16 protein-coding genes and 2 tRNA genes are annotated in these 20,557 nt (G+C 72.1%); 10 read left to right on the top strand and 8 right to left on the bottom strand.

The features are described 5' to 3' along the window. Nucleotides 1–70: 70 nt before the first annotated feature. Entirely contained in the window at nt 71–247 is a 177-nt protein-coding gene (locus BJF80_RS15740; RefSeq protein WP_202817233.1) for a hypothetical protein, read from the bottom strand. Nucleotides 248–319: 72 nt separating this feature from the next. Between BJF80_RS15740 and BJF80_RS15735 the strand changes: the two genes are divergently transcribed. Together BJF80_RS15735 and BJF80_RS15730 are read left to right on the top strand one after the other, a co-directional pair. Continuing rightward, the gene (locus tag BJF80_RS15735; protein WP_075815008.1) at nt 320–1,375 is read left to right on the top strand and encodes a YihY/virulence factor BrkB family protein; all 1,056 of its coding nucleotides are present in this window, start codon (nt 320–322) and stop codon (nt 1,373–1,375) included. Between the two features lie 103 nt (nt 1,376–1,478). Then, nucleotides 1,479–1,551, top strand: a tRNA-His gene (locus BJF80_RS15730). A gap of 73 nt (nt 1,552–1,624) precedes the next feature. Here the strand turns inward: BJF80_RS15730 and orn are convergent. Continuing rightward, on the bottom strand, nt 1,625–2,236 hold the full coding sequence (gene orn, locus BJF80_RS15725) for an oligoribonuclease (RefSeq protein ID WP_075815006.1): 612 nt from the start codon (nt 2,234–2,236) through the stop codon (nt 1,625–1,627). Between the two features lie 42 nt (nt 2,237–2,278). On the opposite strand from orn, the gene BJF80_RS15720 reads away from it, so the two are divergent. Further along, nucleotides 2,279–3,508, top strand: coding sequence for a PrsW family intramembrane metalloprotease (locus tag BJF80_RS15720; protein WP_083652738.1), 1,230 nt, complete (start codon nt 2,279–2,281; stop codon nt 3,506–3,508). Nucleotides 3,509–3,592: 84 nt separating this feature from the next. Here BJF80_RS15720 and BJF80_RS15715 read toward each other — a convergent pair whose 3' ends face one another. Both BJF80_RS15715 and BJF80_RS15710 read right to left on the bottom strand, forming a co-directional pair. Beyond that, on the bottom strand, nt 3,593–3,823 hold the full coding sequence (locus BJF80_RS15715; protein ID WP_022924305.1) for a hypothetical protein: 231 nt from the start codon (nt 3,821–3,823) through the stop codon (nt 3,593–3,595). A 94-nt stretch (nt 3,824–3,917) separates the two neighbouring features. After that, a tRNA-Arg gene (locus BJF80_RS15710) sits at nt 3,918–3,990 on the bottom strand. A 44-nt stretch (nt 3,991–4,034) separates the two neighbouring features. Here BJF80_RS15710 and tyrA point away from each other — a divergent pair. The 6 genes from tyrA (at nt 4,035) to BJF80_RS15680 (ending at nt 12,040) form a co-directional block, all read left to right on the top strand. After that, complete coding sequence (tyrA, locus tag BJF80_RS15705; protein ID WP_075815005.1) at nt 4,035–5,177, top strand: bifunctional chorismate mutase/prephenate dehydrogenase; 1,143 nt, start codon at nt 4,035–4,037, stop codon at nt 5,175–5,177. Between the two features lie 53 nt (nt 5,178–5,230). Further along, nucleotides 5,231–6,934: a dynamin family protein gene (locus BJF80_RS15700; RefSeq protein WP_075815004.1), complete on the top strand. Its 1,704-nt coding sequence runs from the start codon at nt 5,231–5,233 to the stop codon at nt 6,932–6,934. Further along, nucleotides 6,934–8,577 carry a YfjP family GTPase gene (locus tag BJF80_RS15695; protein ID WP_075815002.1) on the top strand — a complete coding sequence of 548 codons (1,644 nt, stop codon included), beginning with the start codon at nt 6,934–6,936 and terminating at the stop codon, nt 8,575–8,577. Before BJF80_RS15700 ends, BJF80_RS15695 begins: the two co-directional genes overlap by 1 nt. Before the next feature lie 137 nt (nt 8,578–8,714). Then, nucleotides 8,715–9,299 carry a single-stranded DNA-binding protein gene (locus tag BJF80_RS15690; RefSeq protein WP_075815000.1) on the top strand — a complete coding sequence of 195 codons (585 nt, stop codon included), beginning with the start codon at nt 8,715–8,717 and terminating at the stop codon, nt 9,297–9,299. Between the two features lie 61 nt (nt 9,300–9,360). Then, nucleotides 9,361–11,043, top strand: coding sequence for an energy-dependent translational throttle protein EttA (gene ettA / locus BJF80_RS15685; RefSeq protein WP_075814998.1), 1,683 nt, complete (start codon nt 9,361–9,363; stop codon nt 11,041–11,043). 133 nt (nt 11,044–11,176) lie between these two features. Continuing rightward, nucleotides 11,177–12,040: a pseudouridine synthase gene (locus BJF80_RS15680; protein WP_237767663.1), complete on the top strand. Its 864-nt coding sequence runs from the start codon at nt 11,177–11,179 to the stop codon at nt 12,038–12,040. Here the strand turns inward: BJF80_RS15680 and BJF80_RS15675 are convergent. Then, nucleotides 12,032–12,196 carry a hypothetical protein gene (locus BJF80_RS15675; protein WP_237767662.1) on the bottom strand — a complete coding sequence of 55 codons (165 nt, stop codon included), beginning with the start codon at nt 12,194–12,196 and terminating at the stop codon, nt 12,032–12,034. The genes BJF80_RS15680 and BJF80_RS15675 overlap by 9 nt on opposite strands. Before the next feature lie 193 nt (nt 12,197–12,389). On the opposite strand from BJF80_RS15675, the gene BJF80_RS15670 reads away from it, so the two are divergent. Beyond that, entirely contained in the window at nt 12,390–14,222 is a 1,833-nt protein-coding gene (locus BJF80_RS15670) for a glycoside hydrolase family 15 protein (RefSeq protein ID WP_075814994.1), read from the top strand. Nucleotides 14,223–14,352: 130 nt separating this feature from the next. Here BJF80_RS15670 and BJF80_RS15665 read toward each other — a convergent pair whose 3' ends face one another. The 3 genes from BJF80_RS15665 to BJF80_RS15655 all read right to left on the bottom strand — a co-directional run bounded on the left by BJF80_RS15665 (nt 14,353) and on the right by BJF80_RS15655 (nt 20,530). Then, entirely contained in the window at nt 14,353–18,294 is a 3,942-nt protein-coding gene (locus BJF80_RS15665) for a cell wall-binding repeat-containing protein (RefSeq protein ID WP_075814992.1), read from the bottom strand. 181 nt (nt 18,295–18,475) lie between these two features. Next, on the bottom strand, nt 18,476–19,441 hold the full coding sequence (locus BJF80_RS15660) for an acyl-CoA thioesterase (protein WP_075814990.1): 966 nt from the start codon (nt 19,439–19,441) through the stop codon (nt 18,476–18,478). Between the two features lie 18 nt (nt 19,442–19,459). After that, nucleotides 19,460–20,530 (bottom strand): aldo/keto reductase, encoded by a 1,071-nt coding sequence (locus tag BJF80_RS15655; RefSeq protein ID WP_075814988.1) that lies wholly within the window; start codon nt 20,528–20,530, stop codon nt 19,460–19,462. Nucleotides 20,531–20,557: the final 27 nt, after the last annotated feature.

Here is a 20,557-nt window from a genome sequence, read left to right as displayed (position 1 = left end):
GCGCCGCCACCACCGGCACCCGCCGACCGCTACACTGAACCCCGCCCAAGGTGGGGAAAATCAGTGAGCATCACTGAGGAACTTCGACGAGCCTCGTCAGCCGCGCCAGGCCGACCTTGCCCACCCCGTGGAGCCCGGCGACGGCGGTGCGCGGCTGCCCGTCCGGGTCCGCGAGCGTGCTGAAGCCGGCCAGCGCCAACGCGTCCCGCATCGGACGTGACAGGCCCGGGGTATCGGCGATCGTCATACCCATGCGCCGATCGTAGAGGGGTGCGCCGACACCCTGCCCCGGCCGCGACGCCGTGCCAGACTGACGACCGTGAGTGACGACGACGCAGACAAGAGCGCCACGACGATGGACTGGAAGGTCGTGGGCAAGCGCACCTTTGCCGAGTTCATGGGCGACAAGGGGACCGACCTCGCGGCCGCGCTGACCTACTACTCGATGATGTCGATCTTCCCGATGATCCTGGCGATCTCGACGTCGCTGAGCTTCATCGGCCAGGGCGACGCCACCAACGAGGCCATCGCCGACCTGGGCAGCGACCTGGGGATGCGTGACTCCACGATCTCCACGGTGCAGGACTACCTCGCGAGCATGAGCGGCTCGGGCGGCGCGGGCATCCTGCTCATCGTCGGTCTGCTCGGCTCCCTCTGGTCGGCGTCGAACTACGTCAACGCCTTCAGCCGGATGATGAACACCGTCTACGGCATCGACGAGGGACGGCCGATCTGGAAGCTGCGACCGTGGCTGCTCGCACTCACCGTCCTGGTGATGCTCATGCTCATGACGATCGTGCTGTCGGTGACCCTCTCGGGCACCCTGTCCGAGGCGATCTTCGGTCTCGTCGGCCTCGACGAGACCGCCACCATGGTCTGGAACATCGCCAAGTGGCCGGTCATCCTCGTCATCCTCATGACCATCGTCAGCCTGCTCTACTGGGGCACCCCCAACGTCCGGCAGCCCAAGTTCCGCCTGCTCGCGCCGGGCGCGATCCTCGCCGTCATCATGGCGATCCTGGCCGGGGCGGGCTTCTTCGTCTACGCCATGAACGCCGGCAGCTACAACGCCACCTACGGCGCCCTCGGTGGTGTCATCATCCTGCTGCTCATGGTCTGGCTCATCAACACCTCGCTGGTCATGGGGGCCGAGCTCGACGCCGAGATCGAGCGCGGCAAGGAGCTCGCCGCCGGGATGGCGGCCGAGGACGAGATCCTGCTGCCGCCGCGCGACGTGGAGGGCACGGAGAAGAAGGAGGCCAAGCAGGCCGAGGTGGTCCGCGAGGCGCGGGAGACCCGCATGCAGGCCGCCGCGGACCTCGAGGCCGCGGGGGAGGAGACCGGGCTGGAGGGTCGCGAGCCCTCGCGGCGTTGAGCCGTCTCCGCGTCCACGCTCCTGATGACCGCCGCGTTTCTCGGGCACACCCCGGAGGCGCTACGATGGTCGGCGTTGCCCGGGCTCGCCCGCAGGCAGCGTGGTGGGCGTAGCTCAGCAGGTAGAGCATCGCGTTGTGGTCGCGAGGGTCGCGGGTTCAAACCCCGTCGCTCACCCCGAGAGAAGGCCCCGGCAATCGTGCCGGGGCCTTCGTCGTGCTCGGGGTGGGTATGCCGATCGGCCGACCGATCAGGCCGGCGCCGCGCCCTCGGTGTGCCGCGCCGCGATCTCCTTGAGCGTGGTCGAGTCCAGCCCGGGCAGCTCGCGGAAGAGCGCCTCGCGGTAGTAGCGCAGCTCGGCGATGCTGTCCCGGATGTCGCCGAGCGCGCGGTGGCCGCCGGTCTTGGCGGGGGCCATGTAGTAGGCGCGGGGGTACCACCGCTTGGCCAGCTCCTTGATCGAGGAGACGTCGACGATCCGGTAGTGCAGGTGCGCGTCCAGCTCGGGCATGTCGCGCGCGAGGAAGGCACGGTCGGTGCTCACCGTGTTGCCGCCCAGCGGCGCCTTGCGCGCCTCCGGGACGTGCGCACGGACATACTCCAGGACCTGGCGCTGCGCCTCCTCCAGGGTGATGCCGTCCTCCAGCAGCGGGAGGAGCCCGGAGTCGGTGTGCATCGTGCGCACGAAGTCGCCCATCTGCTCCAGCGCCTCGTCCGGCGGCCGGATCACCACGTCGACGCCGTCACCGAGCACGGTCAGCTCGGAGTCGGTGACGAGGCAGGCCACCTCCACCAGCGCGTCCGCGACCGTGTCCAGGCCGGTCATCTCGCAGTCGATCCAGACGATCCGCTCACCACTCACGGCATCCAGGGTAGGCGCTCGTGTCCCGGTAGCCTCAGGCCCATGGTCTTCCAGCCCACGCCGCCGGGCAGCTCCCTGCCCGGCTCCTCCGCCGGCAGCGGCGCCCCCGGCACGTCCGGGGACTGGCACCAGGTGATGTCCTTCCAGCAGCCGCAGGGGCCGACGCCGCCCAACGCCACGCGGCGCCCGGTCATCCGTCGCGTGCTGCTCTGGAGCGCGGTGGTGAGCGTCTTCGGGCTGGCCGCGCTGGCCATGACCCTCATCGTCACCACGACGGTCGGGCTGCAGGCCGCGATCCTCGGCATGCTGAGCGCCTCGCTCGCACTGGGCATCGTCATACCCCTCTTCATCTGGGTCGACCGGCTCGAGGCCGAGCCCGCACGCCTGCTGTGGTTCGCCTTCCTCTGGGGCGCGCTGATCTCCACGCTCGCGGCGCTGCTGCTCAACGAGCTCGGGGTGGCGGTCCTCGCGGGCACCGGGGCCGACCCGCTCGTCGCGGGCGCCGTCCTGGTGGCCCCGCTCACCGAGGAGGTCGCCAAGGGACTCGGCGTGCTGCTGATCTTCCTCTTCGCCAGGCGGGAGTTCAACGGTGTCACCGACGGCATCGTGTATGCCGGGATCGTCGCCGCGGGCTTCGCCTTCGTGGAGAACATCCTCTACCTGGGGCAGACCTTCCTCGAGGCCGGCGCCCCCGGGCTGGTCGGATTGTTCATCATGCGCTGCCTGGTCAGCCCGTTCGCCCACCCGATGTTCACCGTCTGCACCGGCCTGGCGCTCGGGCTGGTCGCCCACCGACGCCGGGCCAGCTCCGCCTGGGTCGTGCTCGTCGGTCTGGCGTGCGCGGTCTTCCTGCACGCGCTGTTCAACTACAGCGCGGTCGCCGCCTCGGAGCACTACCTCGTGCTCTTCCTCGTCGTCCAGGTCCCGCTCTTCATCGCCTTCCTGCTGCTGCTGCGCTGGGCCCGCAACCGCGAGTCCCGGCTCATGCGCGACGCGCTCACGACCTACGGCATGGCCGGGTGGTACACCCCCGCCGAGGTCGCCATGCTCGCCAGCCCCGGCGAGCGTCGCCGGGCGCGCCGCTGGGCCGGCGGTGTCGGGGGCAAGCAGGCCGAGAAGGCGATGGAGGCCTTCCAGGACGAGAGCGGGGAGCTGGCGATGGTGCGCAAGCACCTCATCTCCGGCGGCCCGGACCCGGTCTGGCAGGCGCGCGAGAAGCGGATCCTCGACGCCGTCACCGCGCACCGGCGGGTCTTCGTGCCCCAGGCCTGAGCACGCCTGTGCCTCATCCTGTGACACGAGCGTCGCCAGAGGCACGCCCGCGTCACGAGGAGAGGCACGAGCGTGGGGGAGCGCTCAGGCGTCGCGGGCCTCGACCTTGGGCTGGCTGATCTCGACCCCGGGGACCGAGAGGTCCTTGAGGGCCTTGGAGACGCCCGCCACCAGGCTGGAGGCGGCGCGCTCCTCCTCGCGGATGTCGTGCGGGGACAGCGAGTCGTCAGGGGTGTCCTGCTCGACCGACTCCACGAGGGCGTCCTCGTCGGTGATGTCGGCCTCCAGGGTGATGGTGAGGGTGTGCTTGCTCATGCCTCCAGCGTCCCCGATCGCGCCGGGGTGTGCGACCTGGACGGGCCCCGGGCGGCGACCCGGTCGGGCCGGACCCGGCGCCTGCTCCGATCGGTGCCCCCGGCGCGACTCGAACGCGCAACCGACGGATTAGAAGGCCGTTGCTCTATCCATTGAGCTACGGGGGCCGGAGCGTCCCAGTCTAGTGCGCGCTCCTCTAGGATCGGTCGCCATGAGCACACCCTCGGGGGCGCAGGAGGCCCTGGCGCCGCTGCGGGACCAGATCGACGACGTCGACGCCCAGGTGATGGAGCTGCTCGCGCGCCGGCTGGAGCTCGTCTCCCAGGTGGGGGAGGTCAAGGGGCGGCACGGGTTGCCGATCTACGACCCCGCGCGGGAACGCGCGATGATCGCCACGAAGCGCGAGCGCGCCGCCGAGCGCGGCCTGCCGCCCGACCTCGTCGAGGACGTGCTGCGCCGGTGCATGCGCGAGGCATACACCCACGAGAAGAACATGGGCTTCACCCGGCAGGCACCCGACCTCGGCCCGGTCGTGGTCGTCGGCGGGGCGGGGCGGATGGGCGCGCTGTGGGGGCGGATGTTCGCGCTGTCCGGGTATGACGTGCGCGTCGTCGAGCGCGACGACACCCCCGAGCAGGTCGCGGCCGCGGTGCACGGTGCCGGGATGGTGCTCGTCTCGGTGCCGATCCACGACACGGTCGGGGTGGTGCGCGGCCTGCCCGCGCTGCCCGCCGACTGCCTGCTCGTCGACCTCACCTCCACCAAGCGGGAGGTCATGCGGGCGATGCTGGAGACCCACCCCGGGCCGGTGCTGGGGATGCACCCGATGTTCGGCCCCGACGTCGACAGCTTCGCCAAGCAGGTCGTCGCGGCGGTGCCGGGGCGCGACCCGGGCGCGAGCATCTGGTTGGTCGAGCAGGTGCGGCTGTGGGGCGCCCGGGTGCACGAGGTCGACGCCGACGAGCACGACCACGCGATGGGTCTGATCCAGGCGCTGCGGCACTTCTCGACCTTCGCCTACGGCTGGCACCTGGCGCACGAGGACCGCGACCTCGACACCCTCCTCGCGCTGTCCTCGCCGATCTACCGGCTCGAGCTGGTCATGGTCGGCCGCCTCTTCGCGCAGGACGCCGAGCTCTACTTCGACATCATCACCGGCTCCTCGGACGCGTTGGAGCTCATCGAGCGCTACCACCGGCGCTACGCCCGGGCCATCGAGCTGTTGCGCACCGGCGACCGCGAGGCCTTCGTCCGGCAGTTCGGCGAGGTCGAGGAGTGGTTCGGCGAGCACGCCGAACGCTTCCTCGGGGAGTCCAAGGCGCTGCTGGCGCACGCCGACGCGACGCGCAGCTGAGCGGCCCGGCGGTTCGTCTTGGTGGACGGCGGCCCGAGGGCCACACTAGGGCCGTGACTTCGGACCCCGCTGCGCTGCTCGCTGCTGTCGAGAGGCTCCGCTCGGGTGCCGGGGAGGTCGCGCTCCCGCTCGACCTGGACGGCGCGCAGGAGGCCCGCACGGCCCGCCGCGAGCTCGAGCAGCAGCTCGACGACTACGTCCTGCCGCGGCTGCGTTCCCTCGACGCGCCGCTGCTCGCCGTCGTCGGCGGGTCGACCGGCGCCGGCAAGTCGACGCTGGTCAACACTGTCGTCGGCGAGGAGGTCAGCAGGGCCGGCATCCTGCGGCCGACGACGAAGGCCTCGGTGCTCGTGCACCACCCCGACGACGCGCGCTGGTTCACCGACACCAGGGTGCTACCCGGGCTGGCCCGGGTGCGCGGCGACGCGGCCGAGGTCGAGGACCCGGGAGCGGTGCGGCTGGTGGCCGCAGACGCGCTCCCCGCCGGGCTCGCGCTCCTGGACGCTCCCGACATCGACTCGGTGGTCGAGGCCAACCGCCAGCTCTCCAAGCAGTTGCTCTCCGCCGCCGACCTGTGGCTCTTCGTCACCACCGCGTCCCGGTATGCCGACGCCGTCCCGTGGGGCCTGCTGCGCGAGGCCAGCGAGCGCGGGACCTCGGTCGCCATCGTGCTCAACCGGGTGCCGCCGGAGGCGATGGAGCAGGTGCGGGTGCACCTCGCCACCATGCTGCGCGAGCAGGGCCTCGGGCAGTCCCCGATCTTCACCGTCCCCGAGGTCGACCTCGACGACGGCGCCATCCCAGGCAAGCAGAGCGAGCGGCTGCGCGGCTGGCTGCACTCGCTGGCCAGCGACGCCCGGGCACGCTCGGTCGTCATCCGCCGCACCCTCGCCGGCACGCTCGGCTCGCTCGGTGCCCGCGCGCAGGCGCTCGCCACGGCCGGCAGGCACCAGGTCGAGGCGCTGGGCGCGCTGCAGCAGGCGCCGGAGCAGGCATACCGGGACGCGCTGGAGTCGGTCGGCGAGGGAGTCCAGGACGGGTCGCTGCTGCGCGGCGAGGTGCTCGCGCGCTGGCACGAGCTGGTCGGGACCGGTGAGTTCTTCCGCTCGATCGAGGCGGGCGTCGGGCGGATCCGTGACCGGCTGGCCTCCTTCTTCACCGGCAAGGAGGTCACCTCCGAGCCGCTGGGCGAGGCGCTGCAGACCGGGGCCGCGGCGCTCATCACCTCGCACGGGCAGGTCGCCGCCAGCACCGCCGCCCGCGCGTGGAAGCAGGCGCCCGGCGGCCGGGGCCTGGTCGAGGAGCACCCCGAGCTCGGCAAGGCCTCGCCGGGCTTCACCGAGCAGGTGGAGCGGCTGATCCGCGACTGGCAGCGCGACATCCTGGAGATGGTCAAGGAGGAGGCCGGGTCGCGACGCACGACCGCGCGCTACCTCGCCTTCGGCGTCAACGGGCTCGGCGTCCTGCTCATGGTCGTCGTCTTCAGCGCGACCGCCTTCATCCCGACCGGGGCCGAGGTCGCCGTCGGCGCCGGCTCGGCCGTGCTCGCCCAGCGCCTGCTGGAGGCCGTCTTCGGCGACGAGGCGGTCCGTCGGATGGCGGCGCGTGCCCGCGACGACCTCGTCGTCAAGGTGCGCGCCCTGTATGCCGCCGAGCAGGCCCGCTTCGACGGTGTGCTGGCGGAGTCGGTGCCGGTGTCGCCGGAGCCGATCGAGGAGCTGGAGTCGGCCGCGGCGCAGGTCGAGGGGGCACGCTGATGAGGAAGGGCAAGGGCAACGCCATCGCCGAGCACACCGTCGTGGAGCGTTCGGAGCACCTGTCCACCGCGCTGGACGTCGGTGGGCCCGAGCTGGAGCAGGAGTCCGCCGGTGCCGCCCGGGAGGTGCTCGGCCGGGTCGGTGAGCGGTGGGCGATCGCCGGTGGCCGGACGGTCGTCGCGCTCGCCGGCGCCACCGGCTCGGGCAAGTCGAGCCTCTTCAACGCCCTGACCGGCGAGGACGTCTCCGCGATCAGCCCCCGTCGCCCCACCACCGCGGAGGCCGGGGCCGCCGTGTGGGGCGACGAGGACGCCGCCGAGCTGCTGGACTGGCTCGGGGTGGCCAACCGCCACCACGTGACGATGACCGAGGACAACGCCGGGCTGGACGGGCTGGTCCTCGTCGACCTGCCCGACGTCGACTCCCGCGAGCTGCGGCACCGGGTCGAGGCCGACCGCATCCTGGAGCGGGCCGACGTCTTCGTCTGGGTCGCCGACCCGCAGAAGTATGCCGACGCCCGGCTGCACGACGACTACCTCCGGCCGCTGCGCCACCACGACGCGGTCATGCTCGTCGTCCTCAACCAGGTCGACCGGATCCGCGAGGAGGGCGGGGTCGAGCAGATCGCCGCCGACCTGCGCCGCCTCGTGCAGGCCGACGGGGCCGGCGAGCACGACATCATCGCCACCTCGGCGCGGACGCAGCAGGGCATACCCGAGCTGCGCGACCGGATCGGCGAGGTCGTCGGCGCGCGCAACGCGGCCGAGGCGCGCCTGGTGGCGGACCTGCGCTCCAGCGCCGACCGGGTGCGCGAGCGCGGGACGGCCGACCAGACCCCGGAGCTCGGGCAGGAGGCCGACCAGCGGCTGCACCAGGCGCTCACCGTCGCCTCCGGCGTCCCCGTGGTGCTCGACGCGGTGGACCGCGACTACCGCCGCCGGGCTGCCGCACGGACCGGCTGGCCCTTCACCCGCTGGGTCGCGGGGCTGCGCCCGGACCCGTTGCGCCGGCTGCGGCTCGGCGACGACTCACCCGGTGAGGCCGGGATCGCGCCTTCCGACGTGCGCGCCGTGCTCGGCCGCTCCTCGCTGCCGAGCCCGACGCCGGCCGCCCGCGCCAACGTGCAGCTCGCCACCCGACGCCTCGGTGAGGACGTGGGCGGGCAGCTCCCGCAGCGCTGGGCGGACGCGGTGCTCGAGGCGGCCAGCCCGCCGGAGGACACCCTCGCCGACGCGCTCGACCAGGCGATCGTGGGGGTGCCGCTGCGCACCCGCCCCCCCTTCTGGTGGTCGGTGCTCGGCATGCTGCAGCTGCTCTTCGCCACGACCGCGGTGGCCGGGCTGCTGTGGCTCGTGCTGCTCGTCGTCCTGGGCTGGCTGCAGCTCCCGATGGACGCGCCCTTCTGGGGCCCCGTGCCGATCCCGCTGGCGCTGCTCGTCGGCGGGGTGCTGGCCGGGCTGCTGCTCGCCCTGATCGGCCGGCTCGCGGCCGGGGTCGGTGCCGCGCGACGCCGGCGGCACGTGCAGCAGGTGCTCGACGACGCCATCGACGAGGTCTCCTACCGGCACGTGCGCAAGCCGGTCATGACGGTGCTGGACCGGCACGAGAAGACCCGCACCCTGCTCGACCAGGCCGCCGCCTGACGCTCCCGTCCACACCCTGCGCCGGGCGCGGCGCTCGTCCACAGATCCCGGTATACCGGTAGTCACCGGCGTCCGGGATGGTCAGGGTGGGGGCACGCCCGCATCCGCGGGTGGGACGTCCAGGAGGGGAACGCACCATGATCAACGAGATGACCGTCACCGTCGCCGGCAACCTGACCCGCGACCCCGAGCGCAAGGTCAGTCACGCCTCGGGCAAGCCGTTCGCCGTCGTGCCGATCGCGGTCAACCGACGGCGCTTCGATGCCGGCCAGGAGGCCTGGATCACCGAGAACACGACGTATGTCGACCTGCAGTGCTTCCGGGGGACCGGGGCCACCGCCCTGGCCAGCTTTCGCAAGGGGGACCCGGTCCTCGCCCACGGCAAGCTGGCGCTGCGCGAGTGGAAGGCCGGCGACGCGAGCGGCACGCGCGTCAGCGTCACCGTCGACAGCATCGGGCACGACGTGACCTTCGGGGTGAGCAGCTTCACCCGGGGCAAGGTCGCCTACGACCCCGACCCGACGAGCGCCCACGACCAGGCCCCGCCGGAGCACGGGGGCGGCGGGGTCGTCGGGGCGCTGGAGGAGAGGACCGGCGGGCCGGTCGCCTCGTCCGAGGAGGTGCCCGACGGGGAGGTGCCCGACGCGGAGATCACGACCGACGCGGACGGCGTGGTGCAGGATGATGAGCAGGCCGACGCCGCCCTGGCCCGCAGCGCCTGAGCGCGGGCGGGCCGGGCCCGGAGATTCGGACTCGGCCCGCCCGCCCTTATACCCTGGCGGCATGGCCGAATTCATCTACACCATGACGCGTGCCCGCAAGGCGCACGGCGACAAGGTGATCCTCGACGACGTGACGATGTCCTTCTACCCCGGCGCCAAGATCGGCGTCGTGGGGCCCAACGGCGCGGGCAAGTCCACGATCCTCAAGATCATGGCCGGCATGGACCAGCCGTCCAACGGCGAGGCCCGGCTCACCCCCGGCTACTCGGTCGGCATCCTCGAGCAGGAGCCGCCGCTCAACGAGGACAAGACCGTGCTCGGCAACGTCGAGGAGGGGCTCGGCGAGATCAAGCAGAAGGTCGACCGCTTCAACGCCATCGGCGAGGAGATGTCGTCGCCCGACGCCGACTTCGACGCCCTCATGGCCGAGATGGGCACGCTCCAGGAGGAGATCGACCACGCCGACGCCTGGGACCTCGACGCCCAGCTCGACCAGGCGATGGACGCGCTGCGCTGCCCCCCGGGGGACAGCGACGTCACCGTCCTGTCCGGTGGTGAGCGCCGCCGGGTCGCCCTGTGCAAGCTGCTGCTGTCCAAGCCGGACCTGCTGCTGCTCGACGAGCCCACCAACCACCTCGACGCCGAGTCGGTGCAGTGGCTGGAGCAGCACCTCGCGTCCTACCCGGGCGCCGTCCTGGCCGTCACCCACGACCGCTACTTCCTCGACAACGTGGCGCAGTGGATCGCCGAGGTCGACCGCGGTCGGCTCTACCCCTACGAGGGCAACTACTCCACCTACCTGGAGAAGAAGCGCGAGCGGCTGGCCGTCCAGGGCAAGAAGGACGCCAAGCTCGCCAAGCGGCTGGAGAACGAGCTGGAGTGGGTCCGCTCCAACCCCAAGGCCAAGCAGACCAAGAACAAGGCGCGCCTGGCCCGCTACGAGGAGATGGCGGCCGAGGCCGAGCGCACCCGCAAGCTCGACTTCGAGGAGATCCAGATCCCGCCGGGCCCGCGGCTGGGCAGCCAGGTCATCGAGGTCAAGAACCTCACGAAGGGCTTCGGCGAGCGCACCCTCATCGACGACCTGACCTTCACGCTGCCGCGCAACGGCATCGTCGGGGTCATCGGCCCCAACGGCGTCGGCAAGACCACGCTGTTCAAGACCATCGTCGGGCTCGAGGATCCGGACGCCGGGGAGGTCAAGGTCGGTGAGACCGTCGAGATCTCCTACGTCGACCAGTCACGCGGCGGCATCGCCGCCGAGAAGTCCCTCTGGGAGGTCGTCTCCGACGGGCTGGACTTCATCCAGGTCGGGCAGGTCGAGATCCCCAGCCGCGCCTACGTCAGCCAGTTCGGCTTCAAGGGCCCGGACCAGCAGAAGAAGGCCGGGGTGCTCTCCGGCGGTGAGCGCAACCGCCTCAACCTCGCCCTCACCCTCAAGGAGGGCGGCAACCTGCTGCTGCTGGACGAGCCGACCAACGACCTCGACGTCGAGACCCTCGGCAGCCTGGAGAACGCGCTGCTCAACTTCCCCGGGTGCGCCGTGGTCATCAGCCACGACCGGTGGTTCCTCGACCGCGTCGCGACCCACATCCTCGCCTACGAGGGCACCGACTCCGAGCCGGCGAACTGGTACTGGTTCGAGGGCAACTTCGGCGCCTACGAGGAGAACAAGGTCGAGCGCCTCGGCGTCGAGGCCGCCCGCCCGCACCGGGTGACCCACCGCAAGCTCACCCGCGACTGAGCGACGGAGCGACTGAGCGACTGAGCGACTGAGCCTCGTGGACCGGCCACCCGGTCCGCACGGTATGCCCCCCCGCCCCCGCCCCCAGCCCCCGTTGCCGCCGCGTGACGGGCTGGGGCCGGCGCGCGTCCGCATGCCCCTGGAGGCTTCCTGGGAGAGCGTCGTCGCCTTCCTCGTCGAGCGCACCGGCGACGAGGACGGGATCGCCCGCCGCCTCGCCGTCGGCGAGATCCGCCTCGCGGACGGCACCCGTGTCGACCGCGGGACGGCATACCGGCCGGGCGGGGTGGTCCACCTCTACCGCGACCTGCCGCAGGAGGTGCCGGTCCCGTTCGAGGTCGACGTCCTCGAGCACGACGAGGGCACCGGGCTGCTGGTCGTGGACAAGCCGCCCTTCCTGGCGACGATGCCCCGCGGCCGGCACGTCGCGGAGACCGTCGTGGTGCGGCTGCGTCGGGCGCTGGACCTGCCGGAGATCGCGCCGGTCCACCGCCTCGACCGGCTGACCAGCGGCGTCCTGCTCCTCACTACCCGCGCCTCGGCCCGCGCTGCTTACCAGCGGATGGTCCAGGCCGGCGGTCTGCGCAAGACCTACGAGGCGCTCGCCCCCGCCCGAGACGACGTGGACCTCCCGCTCACCGTCCGCACCCGGATCGTCAAGGAGCGCGGCTCGCTGCAGGCGCGCTCGGTCGCCGGAGAGCCCGACGCGGTCACCCACGTGGAGCTGCTCGGCGAGCGTGCGGGTCGTGGGCACTACCGGCTCACGCCGCAGACCGGCCGCACCCACCAGCTCCGGGTGCACCTCGCCGGGCTCGGCATGCCCATCGACGGCGACCCGCTCTATCCCACGGTCCGGCCGGTCGACCCCGACGACCTCGGCACGCCGCTGCAGCTGCTCGCGGCCGGGCTGTCCTTCGTCGACCCGGTCACCGGGCAGGACCGCGACTACGCCTCGCGGCGGCGGCTGCCCATCAGCGGTGTCGACGGCTCAGCCTGACCGCGAGCGCAGCATCCCGAGCAGCGGTGAGCCGGCACCCATGAGGAAGCCGAGGTCGTACCAGTTGCCGGCACGCATCTCGTTGTAGAAGGGGAACTGCTCCCACGCGCCGAAGACGTGCGCGATGAGCACCACCCACGCCGTCAGGCGTTCCACACACCCCACAGCAGGTCGCTCCACCACATCGCCGGTGTCCTCTCGCTCGTCCGTCACGGGCGGTCAGCCACCCACGGGTGCGGCCGACCGGTCGCTCTATGGTGCACCGCCCACCTGTGCCGCAGGTGTGCACCGCCACGCGCGGGCGGCAGGGGTGCCGGACGCGCCGCACGCGGCTGACAGAATCCTGGGTATGACTGCGGCGGAGAACCCTGGCCCGGACGTCCCCATCGGCGACTACGCGGTGGTCGGCGACATGCGCACCGCCGCGCTCGTCTCACCCGAGGGCAGCGTGGACTGGCTCTGCCTGCCCCGCTTCGACTCGCCCTCCGTCTTCGCCTCCCTGCTCGGGACCGAGCAGGACGGGCGCTGGTTGATCCGCGTCGTCGACGGCGAGGTCGAGGACCGCGACTACGTCGAGGGCACCTTCGTCTTCCGCACGCGCTGGCGAGGCCCCGACGGCGCCGCCGAGGTGACGACCTTCATGCCGCACGTCGACGGCCGCTCCGACATCGTCCGGGTGGTGCGGTGCACCTCCGGACGGGTCGAGGTCGAGCACGAGCTGGTCATGCGCTTCGAGTACGCCACGGTGCGGCCGTGGGTGCACCGGACCACGGTCGAGGAGGAGGACGGCCGGACCGAGGAGGTGCTCACCGCGGTCGGTGGGCCCTCGCGACTCATCCTGCACGGCCCGCTGCCCGAGGCGGTCCGCGAGGAGGACGCGCACCGGGCCCGGCACACCCTGGACGAGGGGGAGGAGCTGGCCTGGGTGCTGACCGGCCAGGCATCGTGGAAGCCGCTGCCCGCGCGGATCGACGTCCCCGCGGTGCTCGAGGAGACCATCCGGGACTGGCGTGGCTGGAGCGGGCAGATCCAGGCGACCGGTCCCTGGGCGCGGCAGGTGACGCGCTCGCTGACCGTCCTGCGGGCGTTGACGCATACCGACACCGGCGGCATCGTCGCCGCAGCGACCACCTCGCTGCCCGAGGACCCGGGCGGCGAGCGCAACTGGGACTACCGCTTCACGTGGCTGCGCGACTCCGCGCTCACCCTCCAGGCGATGATCATGCACGGGCTCGACGGCGGGGCGCAGGCGTGGAAGGACTGGTTGCTGCGCGCCATCGCCGGCCACGCCAACCAGCTGCGGATCATGTATGGCCTGGCCGGTGAGCGCGACCTCCTCGAGCGCGAGCTGGACCACCTGCAGGGGTATGCCGACTCCCGCCCGGTCCGCATCGGCAACGGCGCCGCGTCGCAGTACCAGGCCGACGTCATCGGCGAGGTCATGCTCGCCCTGGCCGACCTGCGGGACGCCGGCATCGCTGAGGACGGCTACAGCTGGGGGATCCAGAAGATGATGCTCGCCACCCAGGCCGAGCGGCTCGACGAGCCCGACCACGGCATCTGGGAGATGCGCGGCGACAAGCACTTCTTCACCCACGGCCGGGTCATGGTGTGGGCCGCCTTCGACCAGGGGATCCGGGCCGTCGAGGAGCACGGCCTGCGCGGCGACGTGGAGCACTGGCGCGAGCTGCGCGACCGGGTCCGCCGGGAGATCGAGGAGCAGGGCGTGGGCCCGGACGGAGCCTTCCGGCAGACCTACGGCGCCGACGAGGTGGACGCCTCGCTGCTGCAGATCCCGCACACCGGCTTCTGCGGCTACGACGACCCGCGCATGCTCGCCACGGTCGAGCGGCTGGAGCGCGAGCTCGTCGACGACGAGGGCTTCCTGCACCGCTACCGGATGACCGAGAGCGACAACATGGACGGTCTCGCCGGGGGAGAGGCACCCTTCCTCATCTGCACGTTCTGGCTGGTCGAGCAGTATGCCCGCTCCGGCCGGATCGAGGACGCCGAGCGGCTCATGCACGCATGCGTGGACGCCGGGGCGCCGTTGGACCTGCTCGCCGAGGAGTACGACCCGGCCTCGCGTCGGATGCTGGGCAACTACCCGCAGGCGTTCAGCCACCTGGGACTGGTCCGTGCCGCCGACGCCATCGCCGACGTGCGGGAGCCGTCGGCCTGAGGCATACCGCGCGGTCGGTCGACGTAGACCGCGCGGCCGTTCGGGGGAAGGCGAAGGGCCTGCCCCTCCCGGTGGGAGAGGCGGGCCCGTCGCGGTGACCGGCCGGGGCGCTGCGCCCCGGCGGCCGAGGTCACGGCGTGTTGACCGAGACCAGGGTGTAGGCGACCTCCTCGGTGCCGTCGCTGTAGCCGATCGCACCCATGTAGCGGGTGGCGGCCTCCAGCCCGGTCCAGGCGGCGGTCAGGTCCAGCGGCGTGCCGGCGACCACCGTCACCGGGGACGGCGTGACCGACATGTTGCCCTCGTCCGCGGACGGCGTGAAGACGTGGAGCGGACCGTTGGCCGACGCACCAGCGGCGCCGTTCCAGTAGTCGACGGCCACGGTGTAATCGCCCGGGGCAGGCGCCATCATCGTGATCGACTCGTCCGAGCCACCGGCGGCCGACTGTGCGACGACGTTGCCGTCGCTGTCCTCCAGGAAGAGGTCCAGGTCGAGCTCGGCCGGCGTCCATTCCGACTCCACGACCTCGACCCGGATGGCCGTGGTGCCCTCCGGCACCGTGACCGTCTGAGTGTAGTCGTCGTAGTCGGCGCCACCGGCCGGGCCGTCGGAGGTGACCTCCACCTCGGTGACCTGCGAGGCCATGAGGCCGTGCACGACCGAGGTGAGCTCACCGGTGAAGCCCGGGGTGACCTCGAAGGTCGCCGAGCCCTCGGTGGTGTCGCCGCGGATCTCCTCCGGCGCACCCATGGCCACCGGCCGGATGGCCAGCGGGCTCGTCACGTCGGCGCCGGGACCAGTCCAGGTGAGCGACCCGAAGGTCCACTCGTCCAGCGGCGCACCCGCGGTGGTGAACGAGACCGTGAAGGTCGCCGTGCCACCGGGCTCCACGGTGACCGTGGCGGGCTCGACGACCACGTCGACGCCCGGGGGCGCCTCGACCTCGGCGGTGAACGTGCCACCGTCGCCCGTCGCGTCGGTCACGGTGCGGGTGACGGTCTGCGCGCCGCCCAGGTCACCGATGGCGATGCTCGGGTAGTTGAGGTCGCTCGCATCGGTCGTGCCGATGTCCTCGCAGATGGCGGCCAAGCCGACCAGCTGCAGCTGGCCGATGGCGCAGGCGTAGGCCAGCCAGTCCTCGGCACCCGAGTCGTAGACCAGCGGCGTGTCGTAGGCAACACCCGGCTCGACCTCACCGGACCCGTAGTGGAGCGGGCTGGCCGGCGCACCGGCGTAGTTGATCAGCTCGCCCTCGGAGTTGGTCGGGTCGGCCGTCGTCATCATGGCGGACTTGACGCCCATCGGGCCCCAGTCCGGGTTGTCCTGCATCATCAGCGCGGCCAGGCCGGCGATGTGCGGGGCGGACATGGAGGTGCCGGAGAGGCTGTCGAAGTTGCTGCCACTGGCGGACCCGGCCGGGGAGACCGCGGCGATGACGTCGACACCCGGGGCGGTGATGTCCGGCTTGAGCAGGTCCCCGCCACCGGCGATCGCCGGGCCGTAGGAGCTGAAGCCGGCCATCTCCGGGACGGTGATCTCCGGGCCCTCGCCGGAGGCCGAGATGGTGGCCATCGGGTCGGGGTCGGAGGCCTCGTACTCCTTGATCGCGTCACCGGCCGTGCCGTTGACGTGGATCGTGGGCACCGAGTGGAAGTCGCCGTTGAGCGACTCGTCGTTGGTGTTGTTGGCCAGGATCATGCCGACACCACCGGCGGCCTCGACCGTCTCGCTCTTCTCCACCCGGGCGTTGGTGCCGCGGGTGCAGATGACGATGTGGTCCGCAGCCTCGGCCGCGTCCAGCGAGCCCGGCAGGCACAGCAGCGCCTGGTCGGCGGTCGCGCCCGCAGCGGGGATGTCGACCGAGTTGACCAGCGGGGCCGGGCCGGCACCTGCACCGGCGCTGATGCCGGCATAGGTCTGAGTGCTGTCCGCGAACAGCGCCTTGATCTGGATCCGGACGTCGTCGTTCAGCGCACCCTCGCCACCGAGGATGACCGCGGACTCGGGAGCCAGCGCCTCCATGCCGTCGAGCACGACGCTGGGCACCCGGTCGGGGCGGCTCAGCATGACGGGCACGCCCTGGTAGCCGGCGAGTGCCGACCCCGCGAGAGCGTCCGGGTAGTCGCGCCCGGTGGCGGTGTGCACCACGGGCGCCGGGTCGTCCGCGCTGAAGCCGAACTGCTCGGCGACGGCGACGGACGTGCCGTACCGGTCCTTGCCGGCGAGGCGCTCAGAGGCGCCGAGCTCCTCGAAGACGTCACCGGTCACGGCCTTGGGCCCACCGATGACGTGCACCTCGGGGTCGCCCATCGCGGCAAGTGCCTCACGGACCGAGTTGGGCACCCGGTCGGTCTTGGTGAGCAGCACGGGCACGCCCTCGCTCCCGGCGAGCGCGGAGCCGGACAGCGCATCCGGGAAGGCCTCGTCCTGTCCGGTGGCGACGTAGACGTGGTCCGCGTCGCCGTACTGCTGCGCGACCAGGGCGGCGGTCTCGTAGCGGTCGTCACCGGCGACGCGGGTCACCGTGCCGTACGCCTCGAGGGCGTCGCTCACCGTGGTGCTGACGGCGTTCTCGCCGCCGAGCACGACGATGTTGTCGGGGTCGATCGCCTCGAGGGCCTCGATCGTGGCGGTCGGGAGCTCGCCGACCTTGGTCAGCAGGACCGGGGCCGGGGAGCCGTCGGGGGCCACGGCCGGCTGGTCGAGGCCGGTCGCGGGGACGAGGCCCTGCGAGGCGGCCGCGGCGCCGGAGAGGGCGTCGGCGAACTGGTCGCCGGTGACGATGTAGACGGTGTCCACGCCATCGGGGTAGGCCGCCGCGATCTCGGCAGCGGTCTCGTAGCGGTTGTCGCCGGCGATGCGGGTGACGGGGGGCTCGCCCAGCTCGACCTCGGCCGAGTTGGTGCGGTCGTGCGTGGAGGCGGCGACCGTCATGGTCCACGGCGAGTTGTGCGCGACCGAGCCCGGACCCAGGTCGTCGCCCGAGTTGCCGGCCGAGGTCGACACGAAGACGCCGGCGTCCGCGGCGTCGAGGAAGGCCAGCTCGTCAGCGGTCACCACGAACTGCGAGGAACCGGAGACCGAGTAGTTGATGACGTCCACACCGTCGGCGACCGCGTCGTCGATCGCGGCGACCAGGCCACCGGTCGTGCCGCTGCCGCCGCCGTCCGCGGTCGCCCAGAGCGCCTTGTAGAACGCGAGGTGGGCGGCCGGCGCCATACCGCTGCCGGTGCCCAGCTCGGTGCCGGCGAAGTCCATGGGGACGTCGATGTTGCCGGCCGAGGTGCCACCCACGTGGCTGCCGTGACCGTCGGTGTCGCGCGGCGACAGGAAGTCGAACGCGGTGTTGTTGCCCTCGGGGTAGTACCGCGCGCCGATGACCTTGCTGTTGCACTCCACGTTGTCGGCCGGGTCGGCCGCGTCGCCCTCGACGCACTCACCGTTCCAGTCGGCGGGCGGCTCCGGGTCGCCCGGCAGGGCCGCGAAGCTGGGGTTGTCCGGCCAGAAGCCGGTGTCGATGATGCCGACGACCATGCCCGCACCCGCGTCGGCGTCGCCGCCGAACTGGGTGTTCCAGACGCCGTCCTCGCCGGTCAGGCCCAGGTAGTCCGGGGTGGTGATGGTGTCGGTGGTCCGGACCTCGTCCTCCCACACCGCGGCGACGGCGGGGTCCTTGCGCAGGGCGGACACCTGCGAGCCGGTCAGTTCGGCGGTGAAGCCGTTGAACGAGGTCGAGTAGGTGTAGCGGGCGTCCGCCCGGTCCAGGCCGACCGAGTCGAGCACGGCGTTCTGCTGCCGGTCGAGGTATGCGGTGTACTCCTCGGCGGCGGCGCTCGTGGTGCTGAGCTTCTCCCCCTCGGCGGGCTTGGTCGCGGGGATGCCGCTGACGCCGCCCTCGTAAGCGGCCAGCGAGCTGTCCGCGAGCATGACGATGTAGGTCCCGTCCTCGTTGACCGTGATCTCCGGGTTCGCCCATGCTGCGGGGGCGACCAGGGCCAGCGGTGCGACGACGGCCCCTGCGCCGGCGAGCGCCAGCAGGCGCGTCCTCCGGCGAGCAGATGGCTGGTGCACAGTGTGTCCTTTGCTTGGAACGGTGGGGCGCCGCCGCTGGACAGCCCGTCTCCGTTGACGAGCCGCGTGATCCCCAGAGGTGACCCTTGGCAGTATCGTCCGGGGTACCCAGGGTGTCTACAGCGAGATGGTGCAGGGATCCCGTCGTGACCGGATCGTTACCCTGACGCAGCGTCAGCGCTCACTGGTCCGCGGACCCCTTGAGCCGCACCATGCCCTCCTGTCCGACGGTCGCGAGCAGCGTCCCGTCGGCGGCGAACATGTGCCCCGTCCCCAACCCCCGACCGGACTGCGCGGACGGGGAGCTCTGGGTGTAGAGCACCCAGTCGTCGACCCGTGCCGGGCGGTGGAACCACATGGAGTGGTCCAGGCTCGCGGGACGCAGCCGCGGGTCGCCCCAGCCCAGGCCGTGACGCCGCAGCACCGGCTCGAGCAGCACGTAGTCCGAGGCGTAGGCCAGGATCGCCGCGTGCAGCAGCGGGTCCTGCGGCAGCTCGCGGGCGATCCGCAGCCACACCGACTGCTCGCCCGGTCCCGGCTCGGTCGGGCCGAGCAGCAGCGGCTCCACGTGGCGCAGCTCGACCGGTCGGCGCCGCGCGGTCTCCTGCGCGACCGGGTGCGGCACCTGCTCGAGGATCTGCCGGTCCGAGCGGAGACCGTCCGGCCCGGGGACGTCGGGCATCGCGATCTGGTGCTCCAGGCCGCCGGCCTGCTCCTGGAAGGACATGATGATCGACATGAGGATGCGCCCGTCCTGGACGGCGTGCACCCGCCGGGCGCTGAAGCTGCGCCCGTCGCGCATGCGCTCGACGAGGAAGCGCAGCGGACGGTCGGCGTCGCCCGGGCGCAGGAAGTAGCCGTGCATCGAGTGGATCGGGCGGTCCAGCGGCGCGGGGTCGGTGCCGTCCTCCGCCGGCTCGACCGTGCGGCCCGCAGCGATGAGGCACTGGGCGATCACCTGGCCGCCGAAGACGCGGCCGTGCGGCATGGGCTGGCTGCGAGCGGAGAAGACGTCGCCCTGCGAGTCCGCCAGGTCCTCGCCCAACCCCTCGGGCGAGGCGACCCGGATGGTGGTGCTGCCCTCCCGGCGCAGGTCGAGCACGTCGAGCAGGTCGTCGATGGGGTAGTCCAGGGGTGCCTCGGTCACGGGGCGAAGCCTAGTCACTCACTCGATGTCGGCAGAGGCCGCCCAGAGGTCGACCCCCTCGGTGCTGCCCGACAGCCGGTCGATCTCGGCGCTCTCCTCGTCGGTGAAGTCGGTGCGGTGGGCGGCCGCGAGGTTCTCCTCGAGCTGCCGCACGCTGGAGACGCCGATGAGGGTCGAGGTCACCCCACCGGGCCGGATCGCCCAGGACAGCGCCATCTGGGCCAGGCTCTGCCCGCGCCGCTGGGCCACGGCGGCCAACCCGCGCAGCCGTTCCAGGTTGTCCTCGGTGAGCACCCCTTCGTCGAAGGAGGGACGCTGCATCGAGCGCTGGGCCTCGCCGTCGCCGAGGTATTTGTCGGTCAGTAGTCCCTGGGCGAGCGCGGTGAACCCGATCGAGCCCATGCCGTGCTCCGACAGCGTCGTGAGCAGGCCGTCCTCGGGCCACCGGTTGAGCATGCTGTAGGCCGGCTGATGGATGACCAGCGGCGTGCCCAGGTCTCGCGCCACGGCAACGGCCTCGGCGGTGCGCTCCGGGGAGTAGCTGGAGATCCCGGCATACAGCGCCTTGCCCTGGCGGATCGCGGTGTCGAGCGCCCCGATGGTCTCCGCGACGGGCGTGTCCTCGTCCGCGCGGTGGGAGTAGAAGATGTCGACGGCCTCCACGCTCATCCGGCGCAGCGACTCCTCCAGGCTGGTCAGGAGGTACTTCCGCGAGCCGAGCATGCCGTAGGGCCCGGGCCACATGTCCCACCCGGCCTTGGTCGAGAGCACCAGCTCGTGCCGGTAGGGCGCGAAGTCGGTGCGCATCATGCGCCCGAAGTTCTCCTCCGCGGAGCCGTAGGGCGGGCCGTAGTTGTTGGCGAGGTCGAAGTGCGTGATGCCCTCGTCGAAGGCGCGGCGCAGGATCTCCCGCTGGGTGTCGAACGGCCGGTTGTCGCCGAAGTTGTACCAGAGCCCCAGGGACAGCGGCGGCAGCAGCAGTCCGCTCTCGCCCACCCGGCGGTAGTCCAGCTTCTGGTGCCGGTCGGGGGCCGCGACATAGGGCCGGTGGGTGTCCGGGACGTCCTGCGCGTAGTAGGGCTCGCTCATGGGGCAACGCTACGCCGGTCGGCTCCC

It is taken from the genome of Serinicoccus sp. CUA-874, from assembly GCF_001942225.1.
GTDB lineage: Bacteria > Actinomycetota > Actinomycetes > Actinomycetales > Dermatophilaceae > Ornithinicoccus > Ornithinicoccus marinus.
Note: the sequence above shows the minus strand (reverse complement) of the source record. Positions and strands in the feature narration are given on the sequence as shown.